The sequence below is a fragment of the Dyadobacter sp. BE31 genome, from assembly GCF_031457695.1.
GTDB lineage: Bacteria > Bacteroidota > Bacteroidia > Cytophagales > Spirosomataceae > Dyadobacter.
In genome coordinates, this window is record NZ_JAVDXA010000007.1 from 437,322 (window position 1) to 449,988 (window position 12,667).

The window sequence follows — 12,667 nt, forward strand, 5'->3', positions numbered from 1 at the left end:
AATGCATTTGAAACTCAGGGTTTTCGCGGAACAGTTATTAGTTGCTTCCAATATTTTCATACTGTTTTTACTGCTCTTCGAAAGCAAACTCGTGATCCCGGTATGGCTGCAAACCATCGGCCGGATGCACCCGCTCATCCTGCATTTCCCGATCGTGATCCTGCTGCTGGCGATGCTGCTCGAATTCTTCCGCTTCAAACCGGAGTATGCGGGTAATGCATTCTACCGTAACTTTTTGCAGGGCCTGTTGCTGATCGGCGCACTTTTCGCGGCGGTGACAGTAATTATGGGCCTGTTTTTGTCGAGAGAGGAAGGCTACGAAGGCGCTACGCTGACCTACCACAAATGGACGGGGGTGGGGATCTTCTTTTTTGCATCCATCATTTATTGGGTGAGAAATGCGCGGTGGTACAAATCGCTGGCAGCCCGGGCAGGTGCATTGCTGTCGGTAGTGGCACTCGTGCTGACCGGCCATTACGGCGCTGCGCTCACGCATGGCAGCAACTTCATTTGGGAGCCTATTTCCAGCAAGAAGGAAGTCGCGGAAGTGACTTTGGATCAGGCGGTTGTTTATACTAATGTGATCAAGCCCATTCTGGAACAAAAGTGCACAAGCTGCCATAATCCCGATAAACTCAAAGGCGAGCTGATCCTGACCGATCCGCAGTCGATCACGAAAGGAGGGAAATCGGGTAAGCTGCTCGTTCCAGGTAACCCGCAAATGAGCCTTTTGCTGCAACGCGTGCATTTGCCGATGGAAGAGAAAAAGCACATGCCGCCGTCGGGTAAGGCGCAGCTTACTTTGCAGGAAATCTCGCTGCTCACATTGTGGGTTAAGCAAAAGGCCGATTTCCAAAAGAAACTGACTGCTTTACCTGCTTCCGACTCACTGCGCATGCTCGCTACCGCGTTCCTGCAACCGCATTCGCAGGAAGAAGAATACGATTTCCCGGCAGTCGACGAGGACAAAGTGAAGGCACTCAATACCGACTACCGGACCATATTGCCTCTCGCGCGCGAGTCGCCCGCTTTGGCTGTGAACATTTACAATGCTGCGGCCTACAATGTGAGCCAGCTCGATGAACTGGGCGATATCCGCAAGCAGGTGATTTCATTGAACCTAAACAAAATGCCCGTTAAAGACGCGGATTTGAAAAGCATTGCGAAATTCGAAAACCTCCGTAAGCTGGACCTCAACTTTACGGATGTTAGTGCGGCGGGTTTGAAAGAACTGTCGGGTTTGAAGCATTTGCAAAACCTCACGCTGTCCGGTACAAAGCTGGGCCTGAATGATCTGAAAGGATTGTTGCCGCAACTGAAAAGTGTCAAGACGGTCGCTGTTTGGGATACGAAACTATCGGCGGCCGATGTACAGCAATTGCAGCAGGCCAACAAGGGCATAAACATCATCGGAGGGTTCAAAGACGACGGTAAGAACCCGTTGAAACTCAATCCGCCGCAAATGACGAATGCCTCCCCGATTTTCGCGCATACGCTCGTCGTGGATATTCAGCACCCGATCAAGGGGGTGGATGTGCGTTTCACGATGGATGGTTCGGAGCCGGATAGCGTAAAATCGCCGTTGATGGATCACAAAACTGTGATCAACAGCAATACAACCATTCGTGCCAAAGCCTACAAAAATGGCTGGTACGGCAGTGATATGATTACCTTTGATTATTACAAAAGTGCTTATCAGCCCGACAGCGGCACACTACTGGCACCATTGAACCGCGTACACCAGGCCGAGGGGGTGAAGACATTTTTCGATCATAAACTGGGCGTGATCGGTGCCAATAATCCTGCCTGGGCCAATAACTGGGCGGGGGTAAGGGACAACGACATGGCTTTTGTGTCGGAATTTAAGAAGCCGATTACGCTGTCGTCGCTCGGCGTGCGCTATATGGTGGAAGAAGATACGGGCATTTTCCCTCCGGAGTTGGTCGAAATATGGGGTGGCACCACACGTGAGAACATGAAATTGCTCACGAAGTTTAAGGCGCCAATGCCTGTGAAAGGGGAGCGGGCGTCGCTGCGCAGCGTGGCGGGGGCGTTTGCGCCGCAGCAGGTTTCTTACATTAAAATCGTAGCCAAACCACTCAGCAAAATACCCGCGTGGCACCGCAACAAAGACAAGCGCGCATTGCTGCTCGTAGATGAAATGTTCCTGAATTGATTACGCTTTGCCGAGCCTGCGCCACATTTCCGCGCAGGCGCGTGCATTGTGGTAAGGGCATTTCCAGAAGTTGATCTTGTCGCCTTTTACCGGCGTGCCGTCCTCTTTGACGGTGCCGAACCATTCGCCCCTTTCGTGGTCGACGAACTCGTTGACGATGTAATCCCAGCTTTTTTCGGCCTTTGTTTTAAACTGCGAATCTTTTGTGAGCTGGTAGGCATTGTAAAACCCGACAAGCTGCTCAGCGGCAACCCACCAGCTGCGATCGGTTTGGGTATGTTTCGTTGCGGGATCGTACTCGTAATTCAATGCCCCGTCCGATCCGAGCCCTTTCGAAGCCGCCGTCGCCATAGCGATCGACTTCTTTTTCATCCGGGCGATCAGCTTCTCGTCGTGCAAAATCTCCGCCGTTTCGAACAGCAGCCAGGAGGCTTCAATATCGTGACCAAATGAAACGATATGGTCTTTGGCTTTCCACTGTTCGTCGAAGAAGAGCTGCATGGTTTCGGTCTCCGGATTAACAATGTGCGTAATGATCGCGTCCAGCATTCCGGCCGTCTGCTTTTTGAGCTTCGCATCCGGCCACACACTGTACAGGTTGGTATATGCTTCTACCAAATGCAAATGCGTGTTCATGCTTTTGTTCCACGGGCTTTTGCTGAGGATGTAATCGTCCGTCGTTGACCAGTCACGGGCGAATGCTTCACGGTAACCGCCATTTACGGCGTCGAACGCGTGTTTTTCAATCACCTCAAAAAGGGACTGCGCTTTTTCCAATGCCGGTTTAAAGTGCGTAACGCGGTAATACTCCGCCAGCCCGTACATCGCAAAGGCATTGCCGTAGATCTGCTTTTTGGTTTCCAGCGGCGAGCCATCCGCATTCACGGACCAGTAAACGCCGCCATATTCGGCGTCAAAGAAACTTTTGACCAACTGTTGATAAGCCCGGTCGGCCAGCGTCAGGTATTTGGCCTCTTTCAGCAACCGGTGTGCGAGCGAAAACGTCCACAGGAGCCGTCCGGTAAGTACCACCGATCTTGCGGAGTCCTTCACCGGCTGGTTATCATAGTTAACTCTTCCATAAAACCCGCCCTTCTCCGTATCCGGCCCATACTTTTCCCAATAATCGAGAATCGCAACAAACTCTTTTTTAAATGCTTCGGGCGTAAATGCATCCATAGTTCCGGGGTGGTTTTTCAGGGAAAAGGCAACCCACGGTTAGTTCATACTTGTTGGTTACTTGTCTTCGATTGTTATCAATTTCTCTGGTAAGTTCCAGCCTTCGACAGAAACCACCGGCGCCAGCCCTTTCTGGGCACTATATTCGAGCAAAACCGTCTTGCTTTCGCCTGGCAGTACGGATACATAATTGTCGTCGTAGAACACAGGCAAAATGCGTTTTTTGGTACTCGGATCAACTAGTGCGATGCGGTTGAAGAATGCGAGCGGCGCGTTGGCAGGATTTTGGAGGGTTACCGCCACTTTACCGCTGGAAACGATACGGGCCGTTGCGGTAGCTTTTGAATCGGGCATCGTTTGCAAACCGCTGTACTTGCCCGCAGCATCGGGTAGCCAGTAGAGGTTATCGCTGACGGGCTTCCGGTCGAGGTTCAGCAGGCGCAGGGAAAGGAACATTCCTTCCTTTTGGGCCATTTCTCTGATCTCCCGGTTAATATCAATGATCTTGCGAGTGGTTGAAGGGCCAATTTCCACAAAAACCTGGGTCAGGTTCTTGATATTACCTTTCATATCGATGGCATTGATGACGAGCATCAGGTCGTACTGATGCTTGAACGTGTTGTTCACGATCGCCACGGCAGTATCGGCTGGGTTGTACATCACGTGCAACGGTTCACTACCGGAATGCAGGCCATAGAGGCACGCGTTCGGATCGAGGTAATAGTCGTACATCTGCCCGCGAAGGGATGTCCACGGATTTTGGGTTTTCCAGATGATCACGCCCGTGTACCAATCCCACATGTGCGCGCTGAAACCCTCCATCAATGCACGGTATTGGTCAAAGTTGACGAGCTGGGCTTTTTTGCCGAAGTCGCGCATATCGGTGGCTTTGCCGTAAGGCTCGATGGAGCCGTCGTAGCCAATGTATTTATGGTATTGCCAAACCGAATCCACTTTTTCGCGGCGCGTTTCTGCTGAATACTCGGGGGCGATGCGGTTGGTTTCGGGCAAAAACCTTTCGAGCGAGTGATGATCGCCAACTCCCACGGAACCGATTTCGGAATTGAAGGGCCATGTGCGGTAGTTCCAGAAGCGGGTCAGCGGCTGAATGCCGTAGGGACCGTCGCCATTGCCGCCGAGCGCGTTGAACGACATGTCATCGGAATTGGAATAATCCACGAACCAGCGTGTTCCGTCGAGTGCGGGCAGGATGGAGTCGCGCAGCGGTGTCATGATGTCGACCGGCAGGGTAATCTCGTTTCCACCGCACCAGATAGCCAGGGACGGGAAGTTGCGGATCATTTTGATCTGGTCGGCAGCCGATTCGAGGAAGAGATTATGATCGTCCGGATATTTGCGGCGCGTCCATTGATCGTCGGCTTTGGCCGGGTCGATCCAGCGGCCGTTGCAGTCGCCGGAACCCCAGAAATCCTGCATGACCAATATACCGTAGCGATCGCAGGCCTCGTAGAACTCGGGACGCTCGGTCAATGCACCACCCCAGATGCGGAGCAGGTTCAGGTTCATGTCGCGGTGGAAACGAACTTCGGCATTGTAGCGCTCGTCCGAAAAGCGGAGCATGGCGTCGGAAATGATCCAGTTACCGCCTTTGATGAACACTTTCTGTCCGTTAACGGATATTTGTTTGCTGCGGGTGGTTGTGTTCCATTCGGCTTGTATTTCACGGACGCCTACGTGCAGCGTTTCGGTATCGGAGACTTTTCCGGCCTGCGTGAATTGCATTTTAAGATCATACAAATCCTGCGGCCCATAGCCGTTTGGCCACCACAGTTTCGGGTTTTTCAGACTCAGGTCGGGCAATTTTACCTCCACCGTCGAATGCGGCTGAATAGTAAGCTCCCTGGTAACCTTGTTGCCATCCAAAGTATACTGCAAAATGCCCCGCTGCGGTATCGCACCGGCATTTTCGAGCTCGGCGGTTACCTTAATGGTCGCCGGTTGCTGGTCGGAACCGGGTATTCTTTTACCAGGTACCACGGTAACCACGTGCGGGTTTTTGATATTGACTTTGCCGGTCTTTTCGATGGTTACCTTGTCCCAAATGCCGGTATTACGGTCGCGGACGGGCTGGATCCAATCCCAGCCGGCTACATATTGATGCGCTACATTCCGTGCGATGGTGCCATCACCGCCCTGGCCGCCGTTCGGGTTACCCACCTGGTCGGGCGGGTACACGATCACCGCAAGCCGGTTTTTGCCTTGTTTGCGGAGCTGCCCCGTAATGTTGTAAGTCTGCCGAAGGAACATCCCTGAATGCAGTTTGGTATTTAGTTTCTTGCCGTTCAAAAACACATCACAGCTGTAATTTACGCCACGCAAATGCAGCCAGGCTTCCTGTCCCGGCCCGACTTTCTCTTCAAAATCTTTGACAAACCAATAGGTATAATACGCTCTCCCGGTGTGGAAAATATCCGGAATCTGCTTGTTGTTCATGCCCCAGAATGGATCGGGAACCTGTTTATTTTCCAGCATGGTGGTGAGTACCGTGCCGGGTACGACGGCTGGCTGCCACCCGTTCAATACAAAATCAGGAGCGGAAATGACGGTGCCGGAATCTTTCATTTTTGAGGCCGGGATGCATTTCCAGTCATCGCGGAGTTCGTATCGTTGAGCGTTGGCGTTGATCGTCCACAGGCAGACGACGGATAGAAGGAGGGTTCGCAGGTTAGTCATAGAAAACAGAATTTGTCGTTATCGGCGATAGGGCAAATATATCTGATCCAAATGCCTGCAAACAAGGAAGGATATTGTATTAATTAAAATATTAACGAACATTCCTCTTATTTTTAAATTTAAATAAAAAATACATTTGGGCCGTTCCGAAACAAAAAAGCCTGACGCAGTTACGCATCAGGCTCGCCGGAACCGGGCGTCAGGCTAGTCGCCCTGGTTCTCTTCCTGCCACTCGTGGTTATCACCACCCAGGCTGTAATAGTTGTTTTCCTCATCTTCCCTTCCGATTTCCTCGTCCTCATCGTCATATTCTGAGCCCGGAACGTCGAGATCGTCGCCGGTCAGGTCGTCCTCAAACGATTTTTCGTTCCATTCATCGGCGTCCAGGTCGAGTTCACGCTTGACGCGGGAGATATCTTCGGGATCAATATCCGGGTCAATAAGTCCTTGACGGTAAATGTCTTCACCCGCTGGATAATTCCCGGGAAGATCATCATCATATAATTCGTCGTCTTCATCGTATGGGCCCATAGCTGTAATGGTTAAATGTACTAAAATCGGGTAGTCGTTTTTGGGTATTGGTTAAAAAAGCGTTCCCGTACGCTTTTACCTAAAATAAGTGTTTTCACCCAATTTTACGATTGCATGCAAAGAAAATTAATCCGGTCAACCGGAGCCCTGGCAGTATTGGCCGCTACGACCGCCGTATTGTTCGGTTACCGAAACGAGTTCCCCCTGAAATCCCCCCTCTACGCGCCTGTTGACGCAAAGGAACTGAAACTACCCGCTGGCTTCTCGGCTACCGTGCTGGCCACTGACCTGGGTGCTACCCGCCATATGGTGGTGGGTAAAAACGGCGACATGTATGTGAAGCTTTCGAAACTGAAAGATGGAAAGGGTATTTACCTGCTGCGCGATACCGACGGCGACGGGGCGATCGATGAGCAGAAGCTTTTCGGTGATTACCCCGGCACGGGCATCGCCATCAAGGACGGTTTTTTATATAGCTCTTCCAACAAAGGTGTTTTCAGGTATAAACTGAATGAAAAGGACGAAATCATCGATTTTGATAAACCGGAAAGCATTATCGGCGGACTGACCGACCACGGACGCGACAATGCAAAGCCGATTACCCTGGACAACAAAGGCAATATTTACGTAACCGTAGGGTCCTACAACGACAACTGCCGTGCGGCGGGTTCGGCGAAGGGCATGTCGCCCTGCTCCATTCTCGATTCGGCGGGCGGTATCTGGCGTTTCAAGGCCGGGCAGCTCAACCAGCAGTTTTCAGACGGCACGCGTTACGCGACGGGCGTGAAAAACGCGGTGGGGATCGATTGGGACAATAAAACCAATGCCTTGTATGCAACCACACACGGTCGCGGCAAGTTCGACGATATGTACCCGCAATATTATACCCCCAAGCACAGCGCCGAGCTACCAGCCGAAACGCTCTATCGCCTGAAAGAGGGCGACGATGCGGGCTGGCCGTACATTTATTACGATCATTTCCAGAACAAGAAAATGCTTGCACCGGAGTACGGCGGCGATGGAAAGAAGACGGGTGGGGAGAAGGCGATCAACCCGCTGGTCGCATTCCCTGCGCATTTAGGACCGAATGCATTGATGTTTTATACAGGTAATATGTTCCCGGCAAGGTACCGCAATGGGGCTTTCATTGCTTTCCATAGCCAGTCGTCAGAACTGAAAAAAGGTTACCTGGTGGCCTTTGTGCCCTTTGTGAATGGCAAGCCGGGCAAATGGGAGATTTTTGCCGATAATTTCGCAGGTACCGACCTCGCCAAACCAACTGGCCCGATCCAGCATCGCCCGTGCGGGCTCGCGCAGGGGCCCGACGGCGCCTTGTACGTGACCGACGACCTCAACGGCACTATTTTCAAGATTGCTTATAAGAAGAAGTAAGCGTAAATGAAAACGGGATTGTCAGTGCACAGTGCGACAATCCCGTTTTTTATAGGTACAGCAAGTAGAACCTACGCTTTGGCCAATGTGGCAAATGCCCTCACCGGGAATGTGCCTACGCCTTTGAACTTCGGCGGTACCGCGCTGAACAGGTAGCCCGACGCCGGGAGTTTGTCCAGGTTACAGAGGTGCTCGACGATCAGGATTTCGGCACCTAATAAAATGGTGTGTACCGGACGGCTGTTGCCGCGGGTATCGTCGATATTGTGGCTGTCGATCCCTACCAGTTTTACACCGCAGTCGCGCAGGTATTCGGCCGCCTCACGCGTGAGGAACGGGTGGTTTTCAAAATAGGCTTCCGTATTCCAGTTTTTCGACCAGCCTGTATTTACAATGACCGCCTTGTTCCGTATTTCAAGGTTTTGGAAAAATTCAATCCCTATTTCCAGCGCTCCCGCTGCATGGATCGTGACTGCATCCAGGTTTGCAAAAGCCTCCAGTTCAACCTCCGAAAGGTCTTTCCCATGCGCATAGCGGTGAAAAGGACAGTCGATATAGGTGCCTGTGTTGCTAACCATCTCGATTTTGCCGATCTGGAACTCGGTACCTTCTTCGTATTTACCGATTGAATCCTCCCGGCTGAGAAAATCACAGATTACCGGTGCCGGAAGGCCTTTGTAGGTAACCAATCCATCAAAAATGGTGTGGCTCAGATCGACGAGCAGTTCCGGCGACAGCTGGTCTACGGGCTGGCGTTTATGTTTTTCCTGAATGTAAAACTTATTGAGGATGCTCACCTTCCCGACCATCAGCAGACGGAGGTCTTTCACGATATAGTCGGCGAGCTCGGCGTCGGAAATTGTTTCGCCGGCAATATCCAGCCGGAAATCCTGGCCCTGAATACCCCCGCCGTTGGTAAATTCAATGTCAAAATCAAAAACTACTCTGTGATCCATAGGCTATCGTGATGTATTTCAAAAATTGGTATCCGGCTTATCCAGTTCCATTTCCTTGATCCAGATATTGCGGTAATATACATCGTGGCCCTCGGATTGCAGTTTCAGGCCGCCCGGAGTGTCGGTAATGCCCTTGCCGCCATCGTTACCCCCATCGATACCCGAGTTTTTGCCGCCCCAAACCTGGCTGATTTTCTGGTTGGTATGCACTTTTTTACCATTGAAATAAAGGGTTACCATCGGCTGTTCCACCAGTTTCCCATCTTTGAAACGCGCCGCGCGGAACAGAATATCGTACGAATTCCACTTGCCAATGCCGTTGTAGGCATAATAGGGCGATTTGGATTCGTTGATCACCGCGCCCATACCGTGCGATGTCGTATCGCCGTCGAGCACCTGTATCTCGTAGCGGTTTTGCAGGTAAACGCCGCTGTTTCCTCCGGGTTTGGTGATGAGAAACTCCACGTGTGCGCGGAAATCCTTGAATTGCTTCTTGGTGACAATATCCGCCGAACCATATAAGCCGCCCGCAGATGCCGGGTCGTTACAGTTGATCACCGTGCCCTTATCGACCGGGTCGTTCACAACTGTCCATTTGATCGGCGGCTTGGCCGCAAACCGCGGGCCTTCCCAGTAAATCCATTTTTCATCCAGCATTTTGCGGCTGCCGTCGAGGTACACTTCTGCACCTTTGGGCGCTTTCACACCCACGCCCACTTGTGCGTACGCGAGACCGGTGAATGCAATGGCGAGCGCCTGGCCGAGGAAGATGCTTTTCAGCTTCGAGAAATTTCGGTTCATGTTGTTTTCGTTTTTTATGCTGGATATAAGGGTTAGAAATTTTAGAATTTACTCACCGGTCGGCTACAACTTCTCTTCGAACAGTTTCAAAATGCGCTTGTACTCGTCGGTCCACGACGATGCTTCTACAAATCCATGGTCCTCCATCGGGTAGGAGGCCAGCTCCCAGTTGTTTTTGCCCAGCTCGATCAGCCGCTGCGAGAGACGTACCACGTCCTGGTAATGCACATTCACATCCACCATGCCGTGGCAGATCAGCAAATTGTTTTTCAAACCTGCCGCGTGGTAAATGGGGGAGCTCTTGCGGTAAGCCAGGCTATCGGCTTGCGGCTCGTTGAGGATATTGGCGGTGTACGACTGGTTGTAGGCAGCCCAGTCGGTAACGGGGCGCAATGCGGCACCGGCCGTAAATACATCGGGCGTTGTGAAAAGCGCCATTAAAGTAATAAAGCCACCGTATGAGCCGCCGTAAATGCCAATCTTTTTGGGATCGACTCCGTAGGTTTTCACGAGCCATTGTGCGCCATCGGTGTGGTCGGTCAGGTCCTTGCCGCCCATGAAGCGGTAAATGCCCGTGCGCCAGTCGCGACCATATCCGGAACTTGCCCGGTAATCCATGTCGAGCACGGTGTAGCCTTTGTCGGTGAGCATGTTATGGAACATATATTCCCGGAAATACTGGCTCCACCATTTGTGGGCATTCTGCAAGTAACCTGCGCCGTGGACAAAAATGACCGCTTTGCCGTTCGACTGCTTTGGCTCGTAAACCCGGGCGTAAATGTCCTGGCCGTCGCCGGCTTTGATGGTTACGACCTTAGCTTCGCGCCACGGATAGGAGAGAAACTCGGTGGAAACGGAACGGGTGATCTGAACCGGCTGGGCGCTTTTTCCGGTCGCATTATCCAGCAAATACAGCTCCCACGGAGCAGTGCTTTTGGAGAAGCGGATCGCCAGGGTCTTTTCGTCCGGTGAAAGTGTCATTTCATGCGCGCCCGCCGCGTGCGTAAGGCGCGTACGTGCGCCGCCTGTCACAGGCATGCGATACACGTGCTGCTCACCGGGGTGTACTTCGTTGGTAATGAGGTAGAAAGTCTTTCTGTCTTTGGAAAGTACGACATTCTGTACTTCGAAATTGCCGGAGGTCAATGCGGTTTTCTTGCCGGAGGCGATGTTGAATGCGTACAAATGCGAGTAGCCGGTAGCTTCGCTCTGGAAATAGATCGTCTGGTCATCGAGCCAGCCTATCTCTCCGGCGCTTTGCGGATAGCCGCCCACGCCGGGGCCACCGATCCACGCTTCGTCACGCTGGCGGTCGAGGAGTTTCAATGAAAGCGTCGCCGGGTCGAAGGACATGATCCAGCGGTCCTTGCTGTCGAGCGACCGGATTACCACCACGGCATGCTGCCCATTAACCGACCAGAATGGTCCGTGGAAAACAACTTTCCGTTCCTTTTTCTTCCAGGCAGTATCCAGTTTGGGATAATCTTTCAGGTAATCGGGCTTGTCGAAAATACCGGGGATGTCGGTGGTGGAAACCTTTCTGGCGGTGTCTTTTTTTACATCATATACCCAAAACTCATGTTCGGAAGCCGGAGCGCCCACTTTGGTACGGGCAGAAATGTCCTCGGTGAAGCCGCTTTCTGTCACGTAATTAGGTACAATGGTGGATTTGGCGCTTTTGTCTGTTTGCACCAGCCCGTAGGTCACGAACCGACCGTCCGGACTCACTTGCTGGTTGGTTACGTTTTTATCGCCGAGGTAAATTTCCTTTGGCCGCGCCGGCTTGTCGGCTTCGGTAACCTTTTTGCCCGCGTCTTTTTTGTCTTTTCTTTCCTTCAAAACCTCGAACATGGCTAGCTGATCGGCTTTCAGGAACTTCTCCTGCTCGCCGGGCTTACCGTCGGCTTTTTTGGTACCTGTCTTAAAATCGGTCAACTGGCTGACCAGCCCGGAAGTCAATGCAATGCTGAACAGGTTATTACCCCGCTCGAAAACCACTGCCGATTCATCACCGCTGAACACCGGATCCGACTCGCGCTCGGTGGTGTTGGTAAGCTGGCGGATTGCGAAATCTTTGTAATTGATAATGAAAATGTCGCCGTTCTTTTCATACAGGCGCATCGAATGGGCGCGGTTATAGATACCGTTCTTGCCGGGCATGCGTCTGCGGTCGGCCGGGGCTACCTTGCTGATTTTCTTACCTGCAAGTGAATAAGCATACAGCGAATCGGAAGGGTTTTTGTCAGGATTCCAATTGAAATATACCGTTTTCGAATCATCACCCCAGGTAATATCGCTCGGCGAAGTCCCGATCCACATTTTCGGATCCCGCATGATTTTCTCGACGGTAAGCGGGGCCAGGGATTGGGCTTGAAGGTTGTTGATGTAAAAAGCTAAGATGAAAAGGGAAAGCTTGTAAAAGTGGTTCATGTTTGAGTTGTTGAAAATGCAATGTAATCAGTTGCTCGGGGCAACTTTCTCTTCCTGGTATGGAATGGCCTTAATGAGACGCGTGTTGTTGAGTTCTTCAATGATAACCGTATCCTCAGCCGGAATGATCCCCCGTTTGAGCCAGTTGCTAACGGTTTGTGTATTGGGAATGTTAAAGCGTCTGCAATATTCCGCAACGGTCACCCAATCGTGCAGTTCGTAAATTTTGCCGTCTTTCGAAAGATAGTTTTGCGCTTTCGCCAAAGTTTCCCGCGCCGCTTCCAGCAGCTCATCGAGCTGATCGGGGGCTGATTCTGTGATTGTTTTCATATGCCTTATTCTACCTTTTCCGTTTTTCTAACTCTGCGAGCACCTGCATTAACTTTGATATGACGTCCAGCACCTGGTCGGTCTGTTCAGCTGTCATCTGGTGCTGAAAATCCCGCAAATACTGCCGCAGCGAAGCGATCCGCATGCGAATCTCCATTTCGTTCATAGTGTGCGAATT

Annotated in this window: 10 protein-coding genes; 2 read left to right on the forward strand and 8 right to left on the reverse strand. The window is 51.8% G+C overall.

Annotated elements, in window-relative coordinates; genetic code table 11:
- Nucleotide 1 precedes the first annotated feature (1 nt).
- A complete protein-coding gene (locus J2Y43_RS29635) occupies nucleotides 2-2,176 on the forward strand; it encodes a c-type cytochrome domain-containing protein (protein ID WP_309991192.1) in 2,175 nt (724 codons plus the stop codon).
- Here the strand turns inward: J2Y43_RS29635 and J2Y43_RS29640 are convergent, their stop codons facing one another.
- From J2Y43_RS29640 to J2Y43_RS29650, 3 genes are all read right to left on the reverse strand, one after another.
- Nucleotides 2,177-3,355 carry an AGE family epimerase/isomerase gene (locus J2Y43_RS29640; RefSeq protein WP_309991194.1) on the reverse strand — a complete coding sequence of 393 codons (1,179 nt, stop codon included), beginning with the start codon at nucleotides 3,353-3,355 and terminating at the stop codon, nucleotides 2,177-2,179.
- 57 nt (nucleotides 3,356-3,412) lie between these two features.
- Nucleotides 3,413-6,049, reverse strand: coding sequence for a glycosyl hydrolase 2 galactose-binding domain-containing protein (locus tag J2Y43_RS29645; RefSeq protein WP_309991198.1), 2,637 nt, complete (start codon nucleotides 6,047-6,049; stop codon nucleotides 3,413-3,415).
- A gap of 204 nt (nucleotides 6,050-6,253) precedes the next feature.
- Nucleotides 6,254-6,580, reverse strand: a complete 327-nt coding sequence (locus J2Y43_RS29650) for a hypothetical protein (protein WP_309991200.1) — start codon at nucleotides 6,578-6,580, stop codon at nucleotides 6,254-6,256.
- 114 nt (nucleotides 6,581-6,694) lie between these two features.
- Here J2Y43_RS29650 and J2Y43_RS29655 point away from each other — a divergent pair, with 114 nt between their 5' ends.
- On the forward strand, nucleotides 6,695-7,972 hold the full coding sequence (locus tag J2Y43_RS29655; protein WP_309991203.1) for a PQQ-dependent sugar dehydrogenase: 1,278 nt from the start codon (nucleotides 6,695-6,697) through the stop codon (nucleotides 7,970-7,972).
- 71 nt (nucleotides 7,973-8,043) lie between these two features.
- On the opposite strand, the gene J2Y43_RS29660 is transcribed toward J2Y43_RS29655, so the two are convergent.
- The 5 genes from J2Y43_RS29660 to J2Y43_RS29680 all read right to left on the reverse strand — a co-directional run bounded on the left by J2Y43_RS29660 (nucleotide 8,044) and on the right by J2Y43_RS29680 (nucleotide 12,655).
- Entirely contained in the window at nucleotides 8,044-8,928 is an 885-nt protein-coding gene (locus J2Y43_RS29660; protein ID WP_309991206.1) for a cyclase family protein, read from the reverse strand.
- Between the two features lie 18 nt (nucleotides 8,929-8,946).
- Nucleotides 8,947-9,729: a DUF1080 domain-containing protein gene (locus J2Y43_RS29665; RefSeq protein WP_223405263.1), complete on the reverse strand. Its 783-nt coding sequence runs from the start codon at nucleotides 9,727-9,729 to the stop codon at nucleotides 8,947-8,949.
- 63 nt (nucleotides 9,730-9,792) lie between these two features.
- Nucleotides 9,793-12,159 (reverse strand): prolyl oligopeptidase family serine peptidase, encoded by a 2,367-nt coding sequence (locus J2Y43_RS29670; RefSeq protein ID WP_309991210.1) that lies wholly within the window; start codon nucleotides 12,157-12,159, stop codon nucleotides 9,793-9,795.
- 27 nt (nucleotides 12,160-12,186) lie between these two features.
- On the reverse strand, nucleotides 12,187-12,489 hold the full coding sequence (locus tag J2Y43_RS29675) for a hypothetical protein (RefSeq protein ID WP_223405267.1): 303 nt from the start codon (nucleotides 12,487-12,489) through the stop codon (nucleotides 12,187-12,189).
- Nucleotides 12,490-12,499: 10 nt separating this feature from the next.
- Nucleotides 12,500-12,655 carry a hypothetical protein gene (locus J2Y43_RS29680; RefSeq protein WP_309991214.1) on the reverse strand — a complete coding sequence of 52 codons (156 nt, stop codon included), beginning with the start codon at nucleotides 12,653-12,655 and terminating at the stop codon, nucleotides 12,500-12,502.
- Between the last annotated feature and the right edge of the window lie 12 nt (nucleotides 12,656-12,667).